The sequence below is a fragment of the Klenkia sp. PcliD-1-E genome (assembly GCF_024124375.1).
Lineage (GTDB): Bacteria > Actinomycetota > Actinomycetes > Mycobacteriales > Geodermatophilaceae > Klenkia.
In genome coordinates, this window is sequence record NZ_JAMXRZ010000017.1 from 1 (window position 1) to 23,577 (window position 23,577).

At 72.8% G+C, this 23,577-nt stretch carries 12 protein-coding genes and 2 pseudogenes; 2 read left to right on the plus strand and 12 right to left on the minus strand.

Annotated elements, in window-relative coordinates; translation table 11 throughout:
- Window positions 1–94 precede the first annotated feature (94 nt).
- Window positions 95–1,183 (plus strand): zinc-binding dehydrogenase, encoded by a 1,089-nt coding sequence (locus NH342_RS05360; protein WP_253012311.1) that lies wholly within the window; start codon window positions 95–97, stop codon window positions 1,181–1,183.
- A gap of 14 nt (window positions 1,184–1,197) precedes the next feature.
- Here NH342_RS05360 and NH342_RS05365 read toward each other — a convergent pair whose 3' ends face one another.
- Both NH342_RS05365 and NH342_RS05370 read right to left on the minus strand, forming a co-directional pair.
- Window positions 1,198–1,713, minus strand: coding sequence for a DUF1697 domain-containing protein (locus NH342_RS05365; RefSeq protein WP_253012314.1), 516 nt, complete (start codon window positions 1,711–1,713; stop codon window positions 1,198–1,200).
- A gap of 4 nt (window positions 1,714–1,717) precedes the next feature.
- Window positions 1,718–2,893 (minus strand): lycopene cyclase family protein, encoded by a 1,176-nt coding sequence (locus NH342_RS05370; protein ID WP_253012317.1) that lies wholly within the window; start codon window positions 2,891–2,893, stop codon window positions 1,718–1,720.
- 341 nt (window positions 2,894–3,234) lie between these two features.
- Here NH342_RS05370 and NH342_RS05375 point away from each other — a divergent pair, with 341 nt between their 5' ends.
- On the plus strand, window positions 3,235–4,134 hold the full coding sequence (locus tag NH342_RS05375) for a DNA-3-methyladenine glycosylase (RefSeq protein WP_253012320.1): 900 nt from the start codon (window positions 3,235–3,237) through the stop codon (window positions 4,132–4,134).
- 79 nt (window positions 4,135–4,213) lie between these two features.
- Here the strand turns inward: NH342_RS05375 and recD are convergent, their stop codons facing one another.
- The 10 genes and pseudogenes from recD to NH342_RS05415 form a co-directional block, all read right to left on the minus strand.
- On the minus strand, window positions 4,214–5,992 hold the full coding sequence (gene recD, locus NH342_RS05380) for an exodeoxyribonuclease V subunit alpha (RefSeq protein ID WP_253012323.1): 1,779 nt from the start codon (window positions 5,990–5,992) through the stop codon (window positions 4,214–4,216).
- Window positions 5,989–9,291, minus strand: a complete 3,303-nt coding sequence (locus NH342_RS05385) for a UvrD-helicase domain-containing protein (protein WP_253012326.1) — start codon at window positions 9,289–9,291, stop codon at window positions 5,989–5,991. The genes recD and NH342_RS05385 overlap by 4 nt, the downstream gene beginning before the upstream one ends.
- Window positions 9,288–12,524, minus strand: coding sequence for an exodeoxyribonuclease V subunit gamma (gene recC / locus NH342_RS05390; protein WP_253012329.1), 3,237 nt, complete (start codon window positions 12,522–12,524; stop codon window positions 9,288–9,290). Before recC ends, NH342_RS05385 begins: the two co-directional genes overlap by 4 nt.
- 329 nt (window positions 12,525–12,853) lie before the next feature.
- On the minus strand, window positions 12,854–13,165 hold the full coding sequence (locus tag NH342_RS24465; protein ID WP_374209415.1) for a type II toxin-antitoxin system RelE/ParE family toxin: 312 nt from the start codon (window positions 13,163–13,165) through the stop codon (window positions 12,854–12,856).
- Window positions 13,166–13,287: 122 nt separating this feature from the next.
- Window positions 13,288–13,455 (minus strand): annotated as a pseudogene (locus tag NH342_RS24470) (type II toxin-antitoxin system ParD family antitoxin); the annotation flags it as partial.
- 300 nt (window positions 13,456–13,755) lie between these two features.
- Window positions 13,756–14,013: a hypothetical protein gene (locus NH342_RS05400; RefSeq protein ID WP_253012334.1), complete on the minus strand. Its 258-nt coding sequence runs from the start codon at window positions 14,011–14,013 to the stop codon at window positions 13,756–13,758.
- Window positions 14,014–14,075: 62 nt separating this feature from the next.
- A pseudogene (locus NH342_RS23865) lies at window positions 14,076–14,207 on the minus strand (acyl dehydratase); the annotation flags it as partial.
- A gap of 822 nt (window positions 14,208–15,029) precedes the next feature.
- Window positions 15,030–15,920, minus strand: a complete 891-nt coding sequence (locus NH342_RS05405) for a hypothetical protein (RefSeq protein WP_253012337.1) — start codon at window positions 15,918–15,920, stop codon at window positions 15,030–15,032.
- A gap of 523 nt (window positions 15,921–16,443) precedes the next feature.
- Window positions 16,444–17,211 carry a hypothetical protein gene (locus NH342_RS05410; protein ID WP_253012340.1) on the minus strand — a complete coding sequence of 256 codons (768 nt, stop codon included), beginning with the start codon at window positions 17,209–17,211 and terminating at the stop codon, window positions 16,444–16,446.
- A 4-nt stretch (window positions 17,212–17,215) separates the two neighbouring features.
- Window positions 17,216–23,497, minus strand: a complete 6,282-nt coding sequence (locus NH342_RS05415) for an ATP-binding protein (RefSeq protein WP_253012342.1) — start codon at window positions 23,495–23,497, stop codon at window positions 17,216–17,218.
- Between the last annotated feature and the right edge of the window lie 80 nt (window positions 23,498–23,577).

The window sequence follows — 23,577 nt, forward strand, 5'->3', positions numbered from 1 at the left end:
TGCTCACCGCCCGCGCCCGCCGCTGGGGCTGGGCGCCGCAGGTCGGCCTGGACCGCGCGCTGGCCGAGCTGCGGGCCGGGCTCAGCCGCCCGTCGTGAGCGCGCCCGGCCCGGCGACGATGACCGCCGCTCTGCTGACGGCGTTCGGCGGCCCGGACGTCCTCGCCGTCCGGCACGACGTGCCGGTGCCGGCGCCGGGCCCGGGCGAGGCCCGGGTCCGGGTCCGCGCCGCGGCGCTCAACAACACCGACGTGTGGACCCGCGAAGGGGCCTACGGGACGGCGGAGGACCCGGACGCGCAGGCGGGCTGGCTGGGGCCGGTCGACTTCCCCCGCATCCAGGGTGCGGACGTCGCCGGGGTCGTGGACGCCGTCGGCCCAGGCGTCACCCCGGGGCTCGTCGGGCGCCGGGTGCTGCTGGACCCCGCCCGCTACGCCGACGACGGGCCGCACGCGCCGGTCGTGGCCGTGCTGGGCAGCGAGTTCGACGGGGGCTTCGCGGAGTTCGTGGTCGTCGACGCGCTGCGGGCGCACGACGTCACCACGTCGCCGTTGAGCGACGAGCAGCTCGCCTGCCTGCCCATCGCCTACGGCACCGCCACGGGGATGCTCGAGCGGGCCGGGGTCAGCAGCGGGCAGACCGTCCTGGTCACCGGGGCCTCGGGCGGGGTGGGGCTGGCCGCGGTGGCCCTCGCCGCCGCCCGGGGGGCCGACGTCACCGCGGTGACCAGCGCCGCCAAGGCGTCCGCGGTGCGGGAGGCGGGTGCGACCACCACCGTGGACCGGGCGGGCTCGCCGCGGGACGTCGTCGCCGCCGTGCGCGCGGTGCACCCGGACGGTGTCGACGTCGTGGTGGACGTGGTCGGGGGTGACCAGCTCGGTCAGCTGGTCGACGTCCTGCTGCCCGGAGGACGGGCGGTGGTGGCCGGTGCCGTCGCCGGGCCGGTCACCACGCTCGACCTGCGGCGGCTCTACCTGCACAACCGGCAGCTCGTGGGGTCCACGATGCACACCGCGGCGCACTTCGCGAGGCTGGTCGAGCACGCCCGGTCCGGCGACGTCCGGCCCCGGGTGGCGGCCCGCTACCCGCTCGCCGAGATCCACCGGGCACAGGAGCGGTTCCTGCGCCGCGACCACGTGGGCAAGGTCGTGCTGGTCCCCGAGGAGGCCTCACCGGACCGCTGAGCGGTGGCAGGTCGTCAGCCGGGGCCGAACTTCTGCACCAGGGCGGTCAGCGTCGGGATCCCCCGGGACGACGCCGGTGCGCCGGTGAGCCGCTCGACCACCGGCGTGGCGTTCGACTCCCGGTCGCGCTCGTTCACGGTGACCGCCCAGCCGGGGCCCGCCTGCAGCACCCGGCAGCGGCGGCGCGCCGCCTCCTGCCGGGTGCGCTCGTCGAGGGGGATGGTCACCGGCGCGTGCAGGGTGAGCTCCCGCCGGCCCGCGTCGGGTGCGCCGCCGTGCTCGGCCACGACGGCGGCGACGTCGTCCAGGGACACCACGAACACGTCCCGACGGACGCCGGTGCTGGCGGCGAGCGCGTCCGCGACGTCCTGGGCTGCCCCGGGGTCGCCGTCGAACACCACGGTGCCGTTGCTCCGGAACGCCGCAGGGTCGCCGCACCCGGCCGCCTCGAACGCGGCGAGCAGGTCGGCGGTCCTCACGTGGCCGCGCTGGCCCTGGTTGAGGTTGCGGATGAACGCGACGTGGCGCACCGGCTCACCCTGCCCGTCCGGCGGCCCGGCGGGGCAGCGCCCGGACCACCCCGAGGAGCAGGGTGCGGCGGCCCGCCGGGGGCAGGGCCGCGGCCACGCGCAGCATCGCGGCGGCGACGGCGGTGGGGGAGCTGCCGACGTCGAGGTAGGCCGCCCACGCCCGCGGCGGCAGGGTGAAGAAGGCCTGGAAGAACGCGTCGGTGTCGGCCTCGTCGAGGCCCAGCAGCACCTCGCGGCCCAGGCCGAGCAGGCCCAGGGTGGCCCGGAGCCGGCGCGGGCGGACCAGCGCGGCCACCTCGGCCGGACCCGCGCCGCCGACCACGGCGTCGGCGACCACCGGACCCAGCCGCAGCGAGGTGGCCACGCTGTAGCCGGTCGCCGGGTGCACCAGCCCGGCTGCCGCACCCACCGGCACGCCGCCGCTGCGCGCCGGGCGGGCGTCGAGCGGGATCGCCACCTTCTCGGGCTCACCCAGGCTGCGCAGGCCGTGCCGGGCGAGGTGGGCGTGCAGCCGGTCGCGCAGGGCGTGCAGCCGGACCGGTGGGCGCCCGGCCAGCGAGGTCGCCTCCAGCAGCACGGTGCCGTCGTCCATGCCCATGCCGTAGAGGAACGCCGGGGGCTGCGGGTCGGCGGGGTCGCGCAGCGCCGGCCAGTCCATGAGCAGGGCCCCGCCCTCGGGGACGACGTCGGGCACCGGGCCCGCGACCCGCTCGCCCCAGGCCCGCTGCTGGGTGGTGCCGGGTCCACCACCCCGGGCATCGACGACGACCATGCCGGTCAGCTCGGTGCCGTCGTCCAGGACGGCGACCCGGCCGTCGCGGACCTGGCCCACGCGGCCGGTGACCAGCTCGCCGCCGGCATCGCGCACCCGGTCGAGCAGCGCGGTGTGGACCAGCTCGTTGTCCAGCCGGGCGTAGGCCCGGCGCAGGTCGTGGTCGCCGGCGCCCGTGCGGACCAGGGTCGTCGGGTACCGCACACCCGCGGTCCGGCGCAGCAGGGCGGACTCGGCGTCGGCGAGCTCGTCGGCCCACAGCCCGTAGGTGTGCGTCCACGGCCGGGCCGACGGGGCGACGACGGCCACCGACAGGCCCCGGTCGGCGCAGGCCGCGGCCACCGCCAGCCCGGCCGGACCGGCCCCGGCGACGACGACGTCGCAGGGCGGGCGGGGTCCGGGCGGCACGGGTGGACCCAACCAGATGCGCACCGGACCGCACGCCGTGGCCACGACGAGGACCGGCCCGCTCAGCCTCCGCGTCCTGATCGCGCACCCCCGTGCCCAGCGGGGGTCCGTACGGGTACGGGGCGCCGTCACGCGTCCCCGCCGATGACCTGCACCCGTCGCACAGCACCGGTGGCCGCCGTGGCGGGGTCTGCCCCGGGCGGGGTGGTCGACCGTTCTGCTGGTCGTGGAGACGGGCGATCGACCCAGGTGCTGCAGGTGACCCCGACGGCTACGGTGACCGCCGTGGCCAGGAGCTCACCGACGGCTGGGGCCGAGGACCAGCTCGGCGCAGACGACCGGTGAGGACCCAGGTCCTCCCACTAGGCGAGGTCGACCCCGCGCTGGTGTTCGCCCCCCTGGCGATGCTGGGAGGCGACCCCTCCACCCGGTTGCTGCCGGGCCGGCTGGAGCGGGCGTCGCCCACCCCCGAGGGCCCCGGCACGCTGGTGGCCGAGTGGGAGCCCGGGCGCCCGGAGGTCCGCGTGCGCACAGCCGGGGACGGTGGGGCGTGGCTGGCGGCGCGGGCTCCCGACCTGCTGGGGCTGCACGACGACGCCAGCGGTTTCGCCCCGGGGTCGGGGGCGCTGCGCGAGCTGTGGCGCCGCCGCCGGGGGGACCGGGTCGGTGCGACCGGCACCCTCTGGCACGACCTGGCCTCCTTCGTGCTCCAGCAGCGGGTCACCCGGAAGGAGTCCGCGCAGCAGTGGGCGCGGTTCGTGCGCACCTTCGGTGTTCCCGCTGCCGACGCCGAGGAGTTGGTGGTCCCGCCGGCCCCCGAGGTCGTCGCGCGGCTGCCCTACGAACGGCTGCACGCGCTCGGGGTGGAACGGCGGCGGTCCGAGCACCTGGTGGCCGCAGCGCGCCGGGTCAGCACCCTGCTGCGCGCCGAGGACCTGGACCGGGCATCGACCCTGTCGGCACTGGGTGCCGTCCCCGGCATCGGGCCGTGGACGACCAGCTGCCTGTCCGCGATGACGTTCGGGGACGCCGACACCGTCATCACCGGGGACTCCGGCATCCCGGCCCGGATCGCCTGGGTCCTGGCCCGCGAGGCCCGCACCGACGACGCCCGCATGCTGCAGCTGCTCGAGCCCCACCGCCCACACCGCTACCGGGTGCTGAGGCTGGCCTTCGCACCGGAGGTGCGCCCGCCGCGCCGGGCGCCGCGACCGTCGGCGCGCGACCTCCGCCGGCTCTGAGGAGCCCCCCAGGGGATGGTGCGCCGGAGGACGGGGCGGACAGCGGCGCGCCCGTGACGGCGATGGCTGTGGCCGGGCCCTAGCGCCGGACGCGCCGGAGTCCACTCGCCCGGACGACTCGTCGACCGACGGCGGCACGCACCGATTCCTCGGTGCCGACCACCCGGACGCGGTCCACCGCCCGGGTGACGGCGGTGTAGAGCAGCTCCCGGGTCAGCAGCGGCGACGTCGGCGGGGGCAGCAGGACGGTGACCGCTCGGTACTGGCTGCCCTGGCTGCGGTGGACGGTGAGGGCGTGGGCGGTGGCCACGGACGACAGCCGGGACAGCGGCACCTCGGCGGTGGAGGTGCCGCGCGCGAAGGCCGCGGCCAGACCGTCCGCGCCCTGCACGACGACCCCGGTGTCGCCGTTGAACAGGTGGTTCTCGTAGTCGTTGGCCGTGATCAGCAACGGCTGCCCCGGGTACCAGTCCGAGAACGCAAGGCCCCCGGCCGGCCGGGTCCAGCGGCTGAGCTGCTGGTTCCAGGCCGCGACGCCGTAGGGGCCCTGCCGGTGGGCGCACAGCAACCGGTGCTCACCGAGCATGCCCAGCGCGGCCACCCGGTCGCCGGCCGAGGCCGCGGCGAGCATCGGACCGGCCCCGGCGCGGACGTCGGCGGCCAGGCCGTCGGTGTCCTCGTCCCGGCTCAGGCCGTCGGTGGCCTCGATCAACCGCACCACCTCGTCGGCGTCGCCGGTCCGGATGGCCTCGGCCACGGCGCCGATGGCGGCACCGAAGCGGTGCGTCTCGCGGAGCCGGACCACCCCGTTCGTCAGCTGCCGGAGCTCGTCGGGGTCGAGAGCGGCGGCGGTCGCGCCCGGCACGTCGGGCCCGGGCCCTGCACCGGCGGAGGGCCGGTGCACCAGGTCGCTCAGCACGGCGCCGGCCTCGACGGGGGTCAGCTGGTCGGGGTCGCCGACCAGGACCAGACGAGCGGTCGGGCGGACCGCCTCCAGCAGCCGGGCCATGAGGGTCAGCGGCACCATCGAGGACTCGTCCACCACGACGACGTCGAAGGGCAGCCGGTTGGCGGCATCGTGCCGGAAGCGGCTCCGGCTGTCGGGACGCCAGCCCAGCAACCGGTGCAGGGTCGAGGCGGTGAGGTCCAGCGGCAGCCCGATCGCCGCCGCCTGGGCCTGCACGGACTCCTGCAGGCGGGCCGCGGCCTTGCCGGTGGGCGCGGCCAGGGCGATGCGGGGCACCGGGCCGGGTTGGTCCAGCAGCAGCTTGAGCAGCCGGGCGACCGTGTGGGTCTTGCCGGTGCCCGGACCGCCGGTGATGACGCTGACCCACCGGCCGGCTGCGACGGCGGCCGCCAGCCGCTGGCGGTCGGCGCCCGCCTCCAGGAACAGTCCGTCGAGGGGAGCGAGGTCGACCGGTGGGGGCGCCTGGGCGGCCCGGTCGTCGAGCTCGCGCCGGACCAGCTCCTCCTGCTGCCAGTACCGGTCGAGGTAGAGCAGACCGTCGACCAGCCGCAGCGGGCGCCAGGTGGGGTCGGTGCCGAGCGCGACCAGCGGGCTGCGCTCGACCGCGGACCAGTCGGTCGGCCAGGGCAGGGTGATGGGGTCGGTGACGGCGTCGGCGTCGGCGTCCGACGGGGTCTCCTCGGGCACCACGGTCCCGGCGACCGAGGAGAGCTCGACGCACACCGATCCGGTGCGCACCCCGCGCACGGCGAGCGCGACGGCCAGCAACACCGTCTCGTCGGCCTCGCCGCCGAGGCGGGCGAGCCGGAGGGCGACGTGGACGTCGGCCGGGACCAGGACCCCGGCCTCGGCGAAGGTGCGCAGCAGCCCCGTGGCGCGGACCGGGATCACGGCCGCCCCGCCAGGAGGTCCGACAGCCCGGTGACCAGCGCTGGGGGTGGCTGCCAGGTGAAGACCCCCGCGCCGGGCTCGGCGTCGGGGCCGGCCATCCCGCGGACGAACAGGTACAGCACCGGACCCAGGTGGCGGGCCGGGTCGTAGCCGGGCTGCCGCCAGCGGAGGAAGCGGTGCAGCGCCGCGGAGTACAGCAGCGCCTGGAGCACGTAGTGCGCCGACTGCATCTCCTCGGCCATCGCGTCGGCGCGGTAGTGGCCGGTCGTCAGCGGCTCGGGTCCCAGCCGGTTGGTCTTGTAGTCGACCACCGCGTACCGGGGTCCGTCCGGACCGTGCAGCCGGAGGACGGCGTCGATGCTGCCGGTCAGGAACCCGCGCAGGGCGTGGGGCTCCACGGTCGCGAGCAGGTCGGCGTACCCCTGGACCGGGCCCAGGTCGTGCCCGCGCAGCAACGCGACCACGTCGCCGAGGGTGGCGTGCGGGACGGCGCGGTCGCCCCCGGCGAGCGGCAGCTCGAAGTCCAGCTCGGCCAGGCGGTCGGGCGCCGCCACGGATGCCAGGGTCGTCCCCGCGCCGTCCAGCGGGGTGTCCAGGACCGGGCGCAGCGCCTGCGCCAACGGACCCGGCGCGACCCCGGGCACGAGGAACCGGGCCACCGCGTCCGCGCAGCGCTCCTCCAGGTCGACGTGGTCGGGCTGCTCCAGGACTGCGTGCACCAGGGTGCCGAACGCGGCGCCACCCGGGAGCTCGCCGAAGGGTGAGGGCAGGCCGTCGGGCACGGCGGCCACCGGCAGCTCGGCCACGTCGTCGCGCTCGTCGTCGACGCCGGCGACCTCGGGCTCGCTGGAGGGCGGGGCGGCGTGCGCGAGGTCGTGGGCATCGCGGGTCAGCGAGCTGTAGGACGTGCGTCGCCACGCGTCGTCCAGGGTGCGGGTGAAGTGGCTGACCGACAGCGGGGGAGGGGCGCCGGTGCCCGTCGCCCAGACCGGCCGGCGGACCCGGTCGACCTCGGTGGTGCTGATCAGGCCCTGCGAGTCGCGGGCGAGCGCCTCGAACCGCGAGGCCACGACGGCGTCGTCCGGCACCGGGACCGAGGCGGCCGGTTCGGTGCCGGCGGGTGCGCCGCCGAGCAGCAGCCGGTGCAGCGGTGCGCACTTCGTGGTGGCGCCGGGCGCCCAGTGCGCGACGACCTGGCAGGCGGCCCGCGTGAGGGCGACGTAGAGCAACCGCAGGTCCTCGCCGAACTCCTCGGCGTCGTGCTGCGCGCGGGCCGTGGTGTAGTCACCGGCCGCCGTGCCGCCGACGTGCAGCACCCGCGCGCCGTCGCCGTCGTGCAGCCGGAGCACCTCGGGGTCGCGCGGGACCCACCGGTCCCAGCCGAAGGGCACGTGGACGACGGGGAACTCCAGCCCCTTGCTGACGTGCACCGTCATCACCTGCACGGCCGCCGCGTCGGACTCCAGGCGGCGGCTGCGCTCCTCAGTGCCCTCGGCGTCGGCCCGGGCGATGCGGCGCCGCAGCCACTCCACCAGCGCCGTGAGGCCGAGGGACTCGCGCAGCGCGGCCGCGTGCAGGACCTGCCCGACGTGCCGCAGGTCGGTCAGCACGCGTTCCCCGTCGGGGCGCTGCAGCACCCGGGCCGGCAGGCCCTCCTCGGCGGTGAGCACCTCGGCGAAGGCCGCGACGCCCTGGGTGGTCAGCAGGTCGGCCCAGCGGCGCAGCCGTGGCCCGAGCTCGTCGGTGACGGCGTCCCCGCGCCGGTCGAGGGTGTGCTCGTCGAGGGGCAGGAAGACCGACAGTGCGGCGGCGCGCACCCGGCCCGCGCGGTGGGGCTGCTCGAGGGCCTCGAGGAGGACCAGCCAGGACCGGGCCGAGTCGGTGGCGAAGACGCTGCCACCGCCGGTCATGACCGACGGCACGCCGGCCGCCCGCAGCGCGTCCCGGACGAGGTGGCCCTGCTTGTTCGTGCGGACCAGCACCGCGACGTCCCCCGGCCGGACCGGCCGGCCCTCGAGCCGGGCCGGTCCCGCGAGGAGGTCGACGACGTCGGCGGCCACGTCGGCGGCCACGGCGGCACGCAGCCTGTCCAGCTTGGGGAACCCTCCGCGGCGGACCGGGCCGTGGCCGCGGCTGCGCAGCCTGCGCAGCCGCAGCGGCGCCCCGGCGCCGGTCAGCCGGGCCTCCGGGTGCGCCGACCCCACCGGTCGCACGACGATCCGCGGGTCACCGAGCGCCACCCCGCCGAGCACCTGGTCCAGGGCGCTCACCAGGTGCTGGTCGCTGCGCCAGTTGGTGCCGAGGGTCTCCCGGCGCCCGGCGACGGCGGCCGCGGCCAGGTAGGTGGTCACATCACCGCCGCGGAAGCCGTAGACGGCCTGCTTCGGGTCGCCGATGAGGACCAGCACGGTGTGGCCGTGGAACGCCCGGCGCAGCACCTCCCACTGCACCGGGTCGGTGTCCTGGAACTCGTCGACCATCACGACCCGGTAGCGGTCCCGCACCCGCGCGCACGCGACGTCGCCGTGCTCGGGGTCGGCGAGCGCGTCGCGCAGCAGGGTCAGCCAGTCGTCGTAGTCGACCAGGCCGAGCCGCCGCTTGCGCTCCTCGACCTCGTCGCGCACGGCCTGGGCGGCCCGGCGCCGGCGACCGGCGACGCCGGGGTCGTCGACGGGCTCGAGCCGGGCCTGCCGGTCGCTGCCGACCGCGGCCCGGCCGAGCGCCAGCAGCTCGGCGTGCTGCAGGAACGGCGGGGCCGGCTGGCCGGCGGGGGCGAAGGTGCGCAGGTACAGGTCACCGACGACCTCCTGCACCAGGTCGTCGACGTCCTCGGTGAAGGTCGCCGTCGGGTCGGCGTCGGCGACCACGCCGAGCCCGGCGAGCATCTGGGAGCAGAAGGAGTGCGTGGTGGCGATGGTGGCCGCGTCGAAGTCGGTCAGCGCCCGCACCAGGCGTGCCCGGCGCTGCTCGACGTCGGCGTCGTCGCCGGCGGCCAGCAGCCGCAGCAGGGCGTCCGGCGACGACCGGGCAGCCGACGGGTCCCGCAGGCCGGCCTCGGCGGACACCATCCGCTCGCGGACCCGGTCGCGCAGCTCCCGGGAGGCGGCGTTGCCGAAGGTGACCAGCATGATCTCGGACAGCTGGGCGTGACCCTCGGCGACGAAGCGGGTGGCCAGGGCGGCGATGGTGAATGTCTTGCCGGTGCCCGCGCTGGCCTCGAGCACCGTGGTGCCGGTGGGCAGCGGCCCGCAGACGTCGAAACCGTCGGTGGCTGAGGTCGAGCTGCTCGGTGTGGTCACGACAGGGCCTCCGCAGCCAGCAGGGGGGTCCAGAACCGGCGGGCGAGCGCGCCGAACCGGGTGTTCTCGTCGGGCCACCGTTCGTCGTCACCCGGGGCCGCAGTGCTCCAGACCGAGAAGGGGGCGCTGCTGCCGTACAGGTGGACGTGGTGGCGGTCGGCGGACTCGCCCGGGAACTGCCCGCCGTCCCAGACCCCGGTGGCGGCATCCAACGAGGCGTCGCGGTCCTCCCCGACGGCGCGCCGGGCTGCGTAGGCCTCGGAGACCTTCGGGCCCATCGGCAACGGCTCGCAGGTGCCCCGGGCATGCAGGTCGAGCAGGTCGGCCAGGACGGTGGCCGGGTCGGCGGGGGCGAACAGGGTCGACGTCCGGGCCCCGGACCGCCAGCGGCCGATCGTCACCGCCCGTCCGCTGCCCTCGGCGGCGGCCAGCACGAGGGCGTGCACCCAGGCCCGGGCACGGTGCTTGGCGCCCAGGGACGAGTACGTCACCGAGACCACCGCGCCGTCGCGGACCCCGTTCACGGTGCCGGCCAGCTCGTGCTCGCCGATGCGGAGGCGCACGTCGACGCTGTGCGCCGGCGCCTGCAGGAGGGGCGCGGCAGCCAGGACCAACGGGTCGACCCGCGACCCGACCCGCTGCACGACCGCCGTGCCCAGCGACCCCGGGGGAAGCGTGCCGCGCAGCCACTCGGTGTGGACGGCGTCCTCGGCCGACGTGCCGGCCAGGCGTGCGCGCAGCAGCCGGTCGCCGACCGCCCACTCCTGCAGGGCGTCCAGGGAGGCCGACAGCTCGTCGTCGACCTCGTCGTCCTCACCCGGCAGCGAGATCTGCAGCCGCTGGCGCAGGTAGGCGCGCACCGGGTGCTCGACGAAGGAGACCAGGTCGTCGAGGGCCACCGGTCCCGTACGCGGGGGGAGGGGGGAACGCGGTGGCGGGGGCTCGCGGTCGAGGACGGCACGCCGGGCACCGGCCAGGGCGACGCGGTCGAAGCTGGCAGGGGGCTGCCCGGTGAAGGAGCGGGGGTCGAAGGGCTGCAGGGGGTGGTGCTCCACGAGTGCGTCCCGGTGGCCGCCGGTCATGCCGGCGAGGACGTCGAGGAGCTCGCCGACGGGGACGGCGGGAGGTCGCTCGGCCCCGCTGACCGGGTCGGCCCCGGTGCAGAAGACCAGCAGCTTCTCCCCGGCCGAGCACACGGCGTCCAGCAGCAGCTGCCGGTCCTCGCTGCGCACGTCGCGCTCACCCACCCGCGGGTCGCGGGCGAGGACGTCGTCGCCGTCGACGGCCCCGGCCCGGGGGAAGACCCCGTCGTCCATGCCGAGCAGCACCACGACGCGGTGCGGCACCGACCGCATGGGGACCAGGGTGCAGACGGTGAGGTTGCCGGTGCGGAAGTTCGCCCGGGTGGGACGACCGGCGAGGCGGCCGGCGAGCAGGGCCCGCACGTCGGCGGTGCGCAGCCGGCCCTGGCCGCCCTCGAACGCCTCGGACAGCTCGCGACGGGCCTGCGAGAGCTGCCAGGCGTCGTCGGGGCCCACGGCGGTGAGCACCTCAAGCGCGTCGTGGAGGCTGTCGCGCCAGTGCGTGACCGGGTGCTCGCCGCTCAGGGTGCCGAGGACGGCGGCCAGGCGGTCGACCAGCTCGGCGAGCCGGCCGGCGAGGTCGATGTCGCTGCTGTCGACGTCGTCGAGCGGGAGCGCCTGGGCCAGCCAGACCGGCTGGTCCTCGGAGGTGGTGACGCCGAGCAGGACGCGGTCGAGACCCGCCTGCCAGGTGTTCTGCGGCACGGAGGCCAGGCGGTAGTCCGCCCGGGTGGTGGTGTCCAGGCCCCAGCGGACGCCGGTGCGGGCCACCCAGTCGCGGATGCGATCGAGGTCCTCGTCGCTGAACCCGAACTGCCGGCGCACACCGGGGGTCGCGGCGAGGTCGAGGACCTGCCCCGCCGTCACCCGGCTGTGGGCGAGCTGGAGCAGCAGGGACACGGTGTCCAGCAGCGGGTTGGTGGCGCGCAGGCTGCGGTCGGCGAGGCGGACGCGCAGCGCGTTGCCCGGGTGCGGCAACCCGGGCCCCTGCCCGAAGGTCGCCGAGACCAGCGGGGCGAAGGTCTCGACGTCGGGGCAGAGGACGAGCACGTCGCGGGGTTCGAGCGTGGCGTCGTCCTGGAACAGGCGCAGCAGCACCTCCCGCAGGACCTCGACCTGCCGGGCGGGCCCGTGGCAGGCATGCACCCGGACGGAGTCGTCGGCGGCACCTGCGGGACCCGGGGGACGGTCGTCGCGGAGGTCGGCCTGCAGGCGGCCCAGGACCGTCGTCCCGGCGTCGTCGGCGGCCGGGTGGTGCTCGTCGGTGTGCGCGGGCAGGCGCAGCTGCAGCTCGCGGACGTCGCGGGCGAGGCTGCGCAGCAGCGGGTGCGCCGGGACGGCGGAGGTGGCGTCGGTGCGGCGGTGGGTGGCGGTGCAGCCGACGAGCCGGGACCAGAGTGCCGGGCTGGGGTGCGGCACCCACAGGTGCACGTCGCGGTGCTCGCCGAGGGCCTCGAGCACCGCCAGCGAGCGGGCGGTGAGGCGGGTGGGCCCGAACAGGCTGACCCGCTCGGGCAGCTGCACCGACCCGGGGGCGTCGCGGACCATGGCGCACGCGGTGGCCAGGCCCTCGCCGGGGCTCGGCCCCAGCTCGGCCCGCAGTCGGCGGTACAGCTCGGCCTGCCAGTGCAGGTCGGCGGGCAGGGCCCCGTCGCCGTCGGTGTCGCGGCCGGCCGCCCAGTCGCCGAGCATGCCGGGACGGTGGTCGGCGTAGCTGCGGTACAGGTCGGCGAGGTGGGCGGCGGCGGCCCAGCGGCGGCCGTGGCGGGCGTCGCCGTCGGCCGCGCCGTGGCCGAGGTAGCGGGCCAGGACCGCCAGCCACGGCTCCCCGAGCGAGGCGTCGACGACCTGCAGGGTGGGCCAGACCGCACGCGACCACGGGTCGGTGCGCCGGTCGGTGCCGGTCGCATCGGCCACGGCGTCCTCGACCAGTGCGGTCACCGAGGGGAAGCGGACCCCGGAGCAGATGCCGTCGCCGGCGCCACCGGCCCCGAGCACCGTCGACAACTGCTGGGCCAACCAGCGTTCCACCCCCTTGGCCGGGACGGCCACGACCTCCTCCGCGAAGGGGTCGGCCAGAGGCGTCGACAGGAGTGCACCGAGGGCGTCGACGAGCCCGGAGGTGCGCTCGGCGCGGTGGAGATGGAGCACACGGCGTGTCTACCGGACGGCTCCGACAGAACCGGTGACCTCCGGTGCTGTCCGCAGCCCACGGGCGGAGACGTGCCCACCGACAGGGGCGCCCAGGAGGAGCCGCGGATCGTGGCTCGCGCCTGGCCGGGGGACTCGAACGCGGGAGGTCGGTCGGTCATCCGGAGGCTGTACAAGGATCTGAACTGAACGTTCGGTGTGTGCGGGGGTCGGCACCGTCATGCGGACTCGTCCAGCTACACCTCGATCACCCGCCCGCACCACCACGACCAGGATCACTGCTCACCCGCGGCAGTGCGGTGTCGGCCTCCTGGTGGGGCCCCGGTCGGTCAGATCTCCCGGTCGGAGAGGCCGGGCTCGTAGTCCTGGCCGCCGTAGCAAGATGCCGTGGATCTTGATGTCGTCATCGTGCACCGCGAATGCAACGACACGGCGGCGAAAGCCGTGGTTCGTAGCCCAGGTCGCAGATCGTCTCGGGCTCGCCCGAGCATCGGTGCATCCGCGAGGCCGTCGCAGTGGTCGATGATCGCGGTGGTGAAGTCGTGGGCGCGGTCCGGGAAGCTTGATTGGTCGGCGATCCAGAGGTAGAGCTCGGTGAGCTGGTGCTGGGCGCGGGGTGAGTAGACGACTCGCCGGTCCACTCTTGACGTTCCGTGGCCTGCCGGGCGTGCAGCGCGGACAGGTGGGCGCGCAGGTCGGCGGAGCTGATGGCGCCCGTGCGGTCGGCGCGCAGCTCGTCGTAGGAGGCGGTGACCTCGGACCGCAGCCAGGCCTCGACGGCCTCGTCGCGGGCGAACAGTGCGCGTAGGCCGTCGCGGATGACCTCGCTCTCACTGGCGTAGTCGCCGGCAGCCACACGCTCGGTGAGCGCCTCCGCCATCGCGAGGGGAAAGGTGATGCTCAGCTGCTTGGTGGTCCGCATGGTCGACATCGATCTCCGTAGGACTGAATCCTTTCCGGGCGACCAACCTCGGTGCAGCAACGGCGTCAGCAGCACAGCTCGGGTGTCTTGTTCATGCAGCAGTCACGGCCGGACCATCGCCCCGCTGCTCACCGGACGTCAGACGGTCCCGGGCCACACGATCAGCCGGACGGGGGCGGCATGGGACGACCCCGGCGGGCCATTGACCGCCAGGACATCGCCGTCGTCACCGGAACTCCGGCTGCACTCGCCGAGGCTGCAGGCGACAGCTGCAGGATCGCGCCGCAGCGTTTGACCTCGTGCCGACCTTCAGTAGCCCGTCGACGATGGGTTCGCCAGGATGAGGTTGATCGCCGTGAGGGTCAGCACCGTCGCGCCGTCCTGGTTGCGGGTCGTGATGGCGGTCCGGATGATTCCGCGGTCGGGCTTGCTGGCCGAGCGACGGTTCTCCAACACGATCGCGGTCGCCGTGAGCACGTCACCGGCCCGCACCGGTACGGCCCAGCGCAGCTCGTCGATACCGGGGGAGCCCAGGCTCGACAGGGGTGAGAAGAAGCCGGCGACCAAGGCGCGCAGGAGAGCGCGCAGGTGTGCCAGCCGCTGGCGATGACGGACCCGAACGGGCCGTCGGCAGCGGCGACCGGGTCGACGTGGAAGGGCTGAGGGTCGTAGCTGGTGCCGAACTCGATGATCTCCTGCTCGGAGACCTGCACCGGATCGAGCGTGACCGTGAGCCCCACTGCGTAGTCCTCGAGGTACATCGTCCTCACCCACTCTCGTCGCAGGACCGGGCGGTTGCCCGCGGATCATTCTTGGCCACGGAACAACAGCGGGCCCTGCGTCAGGCGGGAGGCGGGCGGCTCGGAGGTCCACCGTGCGGTCACGAGGCACCGGGCGGCGAGACCAGCTCACGGCTGTGTTCCTCTGCTGGATGCGGGCCGGGCGAGACCGATCTGCATCTGCTGATGTCGTCAGGAGCCGATGCCCACGCCATCGGTGACGACGCTCTGCGAGTGAGGTGACCGGCCGCAGGTCGGACGCGCAAGGCGGTGGGCTGCAGGCCGCGACTGAGTACGGATTCGGTGGCGGAGGGGGACCTCTGGCCCGGAGCAACGCCAGCACACGCTCGAGCGTGGGCGCCATAGGGAGCAGAGGTGCTCGTCGCAGCCTGTGCGACCCACGACGTCGGCGTCCTCACCGATGCACAGTTCCTGCAGCTCAGGAGCCCAAGTCGAGCGGGCCGGGTACCGCAGACCCGCCGCAACCAGCCACACATGGACGGGGACCACGGTTGGGCCGCTGGTCTCGCCGGGAGCTTCGACCAAGACCACTATCAACCGGGTATCGCGCGAGGGTCGAACAAGCCCCTGAACTGGGGTTCTGAGTGTCCGAGGGGGGACTTGAACTCCGGAGGTCAATCGGACATCTGGACGCCATTCGACGCTCTGAGCTGCAGGTTCAAGGCGTCAGGGGCTTCGGCGTCTACATCTAGATGCGTTCACATGCACTCGCTCCCCTCGCCTGCAGTATCAAGATCAGTATCACAGCAGGCGCAGCCAGCGCCGAAGCCGGTCCCAGAACGCTCATCCTCCGATGAGCCAATCAGCCAGATCCCGGGCCGTGCGAGGCATAAACGTGCCGGCTTGCTGGTCAACTTTGGTCGTCACGATCGCATTTCTTGCCGCCTTATCGGTCAGCACGGCGTCGCAATAGGGCACGGCCGCAGACAGGGCATCAATGTCCTCGATATCGTTCACCGTCCATAAGTGCTGACGGTCGCGGTGATAGTGGGTCTTAAGTGAAACGGCGACACAGTTCGACGGCATGCCGTCTGCGAATGACCGGATGGCATTCCGGTCGGTGCCAAAAACCTGACTGATCGTCGTCCCGGCCTCGATTAGGGCTTCGGTGATCGGATCCGACCATTCGAGGGTCAGTTCTCGCGCACTGATGACATCCCTCAACCGACCTCTACGCCAGCGAGGCTCTGCGTCCAGGCGAGCCGCTTGCTCTCGCTCCTGCTCCGCCCTGCGCTCGGCCGTTGCCCGCACAAGCTCCGGTCGGTAGTGGCCATCCAGACGCATCTGCGCGGCCTCGTCGTCTGCCGGCCCCGCTAGCATTCCGCGCTCAAACTCGCGGGATATCTGTCGGTACAGATCCGTGTCCCGACGCGCGTCGGTGAGGTCCTGCCCATCCGCACCGAGGATTCGTAGCCCACCGCGCATACCGAAGGCCCATGCGAATGAGTTCCCGAAAAGTGCCACAGTAGGCTCCTGCGTGTCCACGCCCAGTATGCGGTGGAGGGCTGCCTGGATCTCCAGTCGCATGATCGTCGGGCGGCCGAGCATGACCCGAAACTCGGAGAGCTCCTCCATGACTGCCGTGAGGTCTTGTCGCTGCGCCGGATCGGCGATCTCGCTGATTTCTATGTAGTGGGTGCCCGATAGGGGGAACATGGCCGTCTGGTCGGCCAAGGCTCTGCGGGCCGATAGCAGTAGTTCCGAGTACCCATCGGGAGCCGACATGCCCTTTATCACTTTGGCGAGATTGATCCAGTCCTTGAGATCTAAATAGACCGATCGGCGGCCGTCGACGTTGATGTCAATCCTGGGTGGCAGTGTGAACCGGGGGGCTGCTAGTCCTACCATTGGCTCAGCCGCCCCTTACGCTCGTCCGCGTACCGCGGCGAGCAGATCGATGCTCTTGCTTGGGTGTGGCGTTGGATGGTCACCCATATCATCGACCGCTTTCGGCTTGCTGCGAAGCTCTTCAACAGATGGGGGGCCACTACGGTCTCCTGCAGAGCGCAGGCCGCACATCAACGAGCGACGGCGAACCTCCCCATTGCGAGAGTCCATATGGGTATGCGTGAGCGCAAGCAGCCTAAGTATGCGCCTGACGAACCGAGTCCTGCGGGCACCGGCGAAGACGATCTTCACTCGACTAGAACCTAGTTTGAAAAATTGTGAGGAACCATCTGTTGAACGCCGCGTGTGCTTATCCAACGATGACAGGATCGTTGTCGTCGCCGGTCCATGGCACGTCGTCGTCAACCTGGCCTAGGCTCGATGCACTTCCAGCCCGTCGTAGCAAATCCTTCACGACGTCACGATAGGCATCAGCAAGTTGGACCAGCCGATGAGACGACGAAAGAAGAACACCCGGGCCCTTTGCGGAAGTTGATTCACCGGCATCAGTGTTTTCGGCGGGCTCCTCGTCCACATTCTCGGAGCCCCCGAGCGCGAGGCGGCGCCGTAACTGGTCAAGCGAAGATGTTCCTCCCCGCAGGACGCTATTTAGACGTCGTGGTGCACCAGCAGCCCGGGTCAGGAGCGTCATTTCGTCGGGCGTCAGTTGATCGCCGAAGGATTGGAGCCATCCCTCCTCGACACCGTCGGCGGAGGCGGAGACGAGGTCGGCGAGCACGGCGAGGACGTGGTGATGCAGATCCTGCAGTCGGCCAATGGCGCTGACGCGGAACCACGCTGGGTCCTCCAGGTCGGGCAGCCCCTCGAGAAGCTCGACAATCGCGGCGGCGCGGGACGGCGGCCACCCGCTCGGCCACGACGACCGGTGCCGCCACAGCTCGAGGATGGCTGCGCGCGCCTCCGCGTCGCGGGCATCGGCGTCGGGCTCTCCAGCGGCACGGGCGCGATCGGCTGCGTCCATGATTCGGGCAGCATGGTGTGTCAACCAGCGGGTGAGCGTGTCTGTGGTTTCGGCTTCGCCGAGTTCAGTGAGGATGCGCTCGCCCAGTGCGGTCACAGGGTCAGCGGATGGTGACGTCTCCAGTAGCGTCGACGAGGTAAATGCGGCTTCGGGGCGGCCGGTATTCGTCGTCTCTTCCACGGTTGCGTCGGTGCCGTCCAATCTGGACCTCCACGATCAGGTTGGTACCGCTGTCGGCCAGGTGATGTAGAAGGGTGGCGCGGTCTACGCGAACCCGGTAGCCGGATGACGTGTCCGCGTCCGGATCCTCCGTTTGGGGATCGGCCCATTGCTCGGCTCGTGCGACGGTGTTCCCCTCCGGGGAGAGCAACGCAAGCCCGGTCGGGTCGAGTCGAGCCCCGGCGGCGTCGCGGAACCGGCGACCGGGCAGGTTGATCGCCTTGTACACACCGTGGGCATAGGGGTCATGCTCGTCGAGGGACTCCGGCTTGTGATGGGCGCCGGTGAGCCACCCGCGAAGAGCGAAGACCCCGTGGTCGATCTCGAACCGGTCGTCGCCTTCATCTGGCAGTTTGTAGTGCCTCGGGTTGGAGGCCGCGACAAGGGCCCGTTGCAGATCGGCGGCGTTGTCGGGAAGCACGAGGGCCGACGAGATGTACGTGTCCCCGTAGGCGCCGGCCCGAGACACGTTCATGCTGCCCGCCACTATGACCGTCTCGGGAAGGCCTCCGTCTACGAGTCCGAAGGCCCGGTCGTATTCCTCGGGCTCTGGGGTTTCCCACTCGCCCAGCGGCGGCAGGTGGCCGAACAGCCCGGGCTCGACCGGGACAGGCGCGCGCAGGTCCGAGAGCCAGATCTCGGTGTCAGTGGGCAGGTGCTGTTGCAGCCAGTCCTGCCACGGATCCGGTGCATCCTCCCAGGGGTCGAAGTGGACTGACGTGCCGGCATCAACGAGTTCGCCGGCCGTGACCAGCATCGCGTGGTACTCGAGGTAGAGGCGCAGGTTTTCCTCGGGCGGGATGGACCCGTGGTCGTTGTGCATCTGACGGTAGGACCGTTCGTCCCGTAATTCGCGGACGTCGGTCATCCAGTCGTCCTCGCTGCGGCTCCATTCGTCGAGGATCCACCGCTCGGCGCGCTCGGCAATGGCGTCGGTTTCCACTCCGAACACGCGCGCCAGGGGCGCGTACCAGTAGGGGATCGTGTCCATTTGGTCGAAGCGGTACCGCCGGTCGTCGGAGATCTGGCGGTCGTTGACGTAGCGGTGTTCCCGGTCGACGGCGCAACTAACCGGCCGGTTCACGTGGCGAAGTTCGTCGGGGACGGCACCGAGGTGTTCTGTGACGGCCAGGGCCGTTGAGCGGGCGAGTTCGCGGATCTGGGCGTGCGGCAGGTCGCGGCTGGTCGCGATCCGGATCAGCGTCTGGACGTGTGGCTCCAGGAGGGCAGGCTTGTCGGCGGCGACGCGCGCCAGGGCCGTGAGCAGCGCAGCAAGGGCGGACAAACGATAGAAGTGAAGTTCCTGGTCCCGATACTGGCCGACGTCAACGAGGTCCAGGCAGCCGATCAACCTGGCCGTGAAGTCGGCGGCACGGACCGGGTCGGCACGGGTCAGCATGTGGCGGACGGCGTGGGCGGCACGCCAGCGGATTTCCCGTCGGGGATGCCCGAAGGCGCTCCACAACAGCATGACGATGGGTCCGGGCTCGGTCGCGACGGTAGGGGCTTGCCCGGCCGAGTCCCCGGTGGTGCGGTCGGCCAACAACCCGACGACTGCGCTCGCGGCGTCGGCCGGCGGGCATAGCCGGCCGAGGAGCGCGGCGATGTTCTGCCAGCCCTGGGCGGTGAGCTGCGGCCGCGCACCCGGCAACGCTTCAAGGACAGCGCGCCGGATCACGTCGTCGTCGTCCACGAGACCTCGGAGCTGCGCGACCAGCGGTCCGACGTCAACCGGCCATGCGACCAGATCCACAAGGTGCCGTTCGAGCAGGTTGGGCAGCGCCCCTGCCGCCCACTCGCGAACACCGGGCCACTCCCGCCAACGACCGACGTACTCGGCGAGCACGGGGAGCACCGTGTCGACGCTTCGCCAACCCGGGATCTCGGTGAAGGCGGCGAGCGCCTCCGGCCGCTGCATCGGAGGGGTCGCCAGAAGGACCGCAGCTACGAAGGACCGCAGCTGCTCCCCGTACACGTGTGCGTCCATGAGGAGCGTCACGTCCTCGGCCAGCGTCGTCCAGCTCCGGGATCCCGGAGCGTCCAGCAACGCCCGAACCGGCGCAGCAGGGTCGCCGCCCGCCCACGGCCGGCTCCAGGTGGCCGGCTCATCTAGGTTCTTCGGAGGTGTGACCTCCCGGGTGGCCTCGAGCTCAGCGCGCACCGTGGCGTCGAGGGCGCGGTCGGCCGACTCGTCGAGGAGCCGCCGGGCGAAGGCCGGCTGGAGGCGTGCCGGCACGTGGTGACGCAGCCACGACGACGCTCGCGCTGTCGCCCGCCTCGCCGCCACCGTGCCGGCGTCGCCAACTGGCATCTGCTCGATCAGTGCGAGCTGAAAGCTCAACCGGGCGCCGTCATCCTCGATGAGATTGTCGAGCGCCAGCGCGTCTGCGGCTGAGATGGCACCGCCGTCGACCGCGCCGAGCAAGGCCGGGGGCAGCGTCGTGGCCATCCTCACGCGAGCTTCATCGTCCCAGCGGCTCACGGCAGCGAGGCCGACCGCCGCATCGAGGTGGGAGGCAGCGCCGGCGACCGCCTCGTGCGGGACGACGTCGGGATCGGTGACGTGCGGGGCGACGTCTTCGGCGGCGCGGACGAGCTTGGCTGCGACCTGCGTCCGTTGGTCCGCCATCAGCGTGGCGCGGCGGGCGAGGTCGGCGTGAACGGAGAGCAGCCGGGCGGCGTCGTCGTTGATGCCCGTGGCGGCCTCAATGGCGTGCTCGAAGAGCTGTCGCCCGAGCGCGGGTGCGATCCCTCCGGCGATGTCGGCGGCGCGAGCCAGCAGGTCCAGGCGGTCGGGTGCCGGGTAGGCGCCATTGCGGACGGCTGCTGTCGCTCGCATAGCCAGGTCGGCGGCCCTGTCCGTGTGTCGAGGCCGCGCGGCGAGCATGTCGGCGAGGTCGAGCCATAGCTCCGGCGCGCCGTCGCGCACGAGCTCCGGCGCGGCGCTGGCGATCCGGTCTAACAAGTCGGCCGGTGCGTCGGCATCCACGACCGCTTCTGCGGCGAATGAGGCCCAGGTGCGGAACGACGTGTCGTACTTGAACCACCGGTGTCTTGCCGTCTGGAGCCGTCCGGTGAGTGCGCCATCGACCTCCTCGACGACGGAATCGCGGACGTCGTCACCGGCCGCGGCCCGCGCGGCCAAGACGGCGACTGCTCCGAGGGAACCGACCGATTGGATCCACTCGCCGCGTTCCCGGCCGTGCGGATCGTGAGAGTAACCGTTCTTCGTCTCGCCAGGCTGCAGTGAGGCCGGGACCAGCGCATTGACGTCGAGGTTGGTGTCGGCGAGGGCGGCGGCAACGGCATGGCAGCGCAAGGCTCTGACGCCGTCCGACCCTGGCGTGCGGAACGACCAAGTGGAAGCGGGAAGGTCACGCTTCCAGCGCCGGACGAGCGCTCCTGCCGCTTCCTTGCTCCCGTGGCGCACCACCGTGTCGAGCAGGCGGGCATGCCAGGGCTCCGACTTGTCCGAGGTGCGGGCCACCAGAGCCGCGACGACGATGTCGATCCAGTCCGGATCCGGATTGGCCGTAGGGGTGGCGGCGTGGGCGAGGAACGGCGCCTGCACGAGTGCCGGAATGCCAGCTGCACCCAGGGCCGCCCGTACGGAGTCGGGGCCGACCTCACCAGCGACACGACCGGCGAGGCTCGCGGCCGCCTCCAGCGCGAAGGACACTGGTCGCCAGCGACGCAGTGACGCGACGGCCGCGTCGACCCCGTCCAGTCGGAAGTGCGCCTCTGCCGCGCCGGCCACGTCGTCCGCCTCGATTCCCCAGTGGCGGGTCTCGTCCTCTCGACCGGCCATCCACCGGTGCACCCATGCGTCGGCGCTGTCCAGCGCCTCGCGAGCCGCAGTCTGACGCTCGGGGTCTCTCGACAGCGCGGCCGCGAGGCGCATCTGGACGGGCCCGAGCCAGGTGCCGCGGCTCTGCTTGAGTGCGTAGGTCCGCAGCAGGTCGACGTCCGCGTACCGCGCAACCAGGTCCAGGTGCGCTTCGACGAGCCGGGACAGAGTGTCGAGCCGAGAGGCCGTGTCGCACGCGCGAGCCGCGACCCGCACGGCGATTGCGGCGTCATCCGCATCGGCGGCTGCCCGTACGGCCAGGTCCAGGCGGCGGCCCTGCACCTGCTCACGGCGGAATCCGTCCGCAATGCCGCGGGGGGAGTCCTCGTTGAGGACCAATTGCAGCAGTTCGTTGTTCCGGGCCGCGGCGAACAGGTGCTCGGCGACATGTGCGGCGGCGTCCGCGTCGTCGGTCCGTCGGGGGAGGAACAGGTCGGCCAGCCGGCCATGAGCCGTGACGACGTCATCTGGGTCGACTCGGCCACGCACGAAGGTCTCGAAGTCCTCGTCGCGGAACTGGATGGCGCCCTTAAGCACCGCCACGCCGGGGGTTAACCCGTCGGCGAAGGCAGACACGGCCCCCGCGTCGACATCGAGGGCGTCGGCGAGTGTGCCGATGCTCACCGGCCGGGCCAATGCCAGCATCAGCGCCAGCCACCGTTGACCGCCGGCACCGGCGCCGCTGCCCTTGAGCGCGGAGTCCATGAGGTCGGCGAACAGCGGCTCGGGTGTGCGGCTGCATGCCGCAAGCAGGGCAGGCATGTCCCAGTCGTTCGATGCGGCCTGCTCCAGCACGTAGAACTGGACCCGGGGGTTGCCGCCGGTCCGCTCGTGGAAGGCGGCGGTGTCCGCATTCGACGCATCCGGACGGTGCCGCCGCAGGTGGGTGGCGGAGGTTGGGGCGTCGAACTGGAGGACGTCCACCTTGGGCGCGTCCGCCGCGCCGGTGATGTCGATGCGGTGGCTGCGGGTGGTGAGCACGACGGTGACCTGCGGGGGCAGCGGCAGAGCGAGGAGGCCCGGCAGGAAGCAGGGGTCGCCCCGCTCGGCCGCTGCCACGGCGGCATTGTCTGCCGCGTCCACCGCCAGCACGAGGACTGCGCCCGGGGGGAGCGTCTCGACCGCCCGGCTCAGCCTCCGTGAGAGGTGGCGCCACAGGTCCGCGTCCAGCGCCGGAGGATGCAGCAGCAGCGGCGTCCCACACCGCTGCGCCAGGTCGTTCGCCACCTGCATGACGAAACGTGGAGGGGTGTGCCGTTCCTCGCCAGCGCTGAGGTAGTCCCCGCCGCCGTAGCAGTCGTACAGGATCATTGTGGACCCGTGGGGCAGGTGATCGACCGCCTGCCGAACCGCTGTCGTCTTCCCGGCGCCGGCAGGACCGTGCGCGACGACGATCTCGCCGAGGTGAGCGGTAGCGGCCTCGGCCACCGCACACGCGCCCGGTGAGGCCAGGGGGTCCGACAGCTCCGCAAGCCGAGGTGGTGCTGGGTAGAGGTCGAGCAGGTCCGCCACGTCCAGTTCGGCGAGGATGTCGGCGGCAGTGAGACCCTCGCGCCGCGACTCTGGCAGGGCTTGCTGTCGGACGAGATCGAACAGACGGCGGCCCGAGTCCGGGCCCCGCCCTGGAGAGAGCTCGGCCGCGCCGGCTCGGACGCTGCGGGCAAGGGCTGCACGGTCGAGGGCCCCAGTTTCCGACAGGTCGAGAACGGTGATGAAGTCGCAGAAGTCGGCGCTGGTCAGTCGCGGGCCGACCGCTTCGGAGAGCTGACGGATGACCTGCGACTCCTGGTCCGGGAGGGCCTTGAGCATTGCCTCGCGCTTGGCGCCGGGTCCCTGCTCGCGGGCCCAGGAGGCGGCGGCGGTGATGCCGCCCGTCAGCAGCGGGTCGCCCGGCTGATTGCTAACGAGACGAATCCGAACTTTTCCTGCGACGGCGTCCCGCCCGTGGTCGGCCATCAGTTGGGCGTACGTGTCCGCCAGGTCCCTGATGACCGACCGGGTGATCTTGGCTTCAGCGTCCTTTCCGCGGCGGCTTCGCTTCCGGGTGATCTGCGCTGCTGTCCACGCACGGTCGGGGTGCCGGGTGCTGTACTTGAGCTGGGAGATCAGAATGGTCGTGGCGCTAGCGAAGTCCGCGCCGCCGAGGTACTCGGCGACGTCGACGATCTCGTACTCATCGTCCGGATCGTCGACCGGCGCGAGCCCCTCAATTACCAGGAGCCGGTTCTCCGTGCCGGGCTCGATGAGCGCGAGTGCTCGGCTCGCGGCCCACCAGAAGTGAAAGTCATCCCCGGCGTTGGACTCGGGCGCGCCCACCTTCGTCCACCTCCCAAGGCCCGCGGCCTCGGATAGGGCCGCACCGTCACCGTAATGCCACCTGCTGACAGGTCGATGCT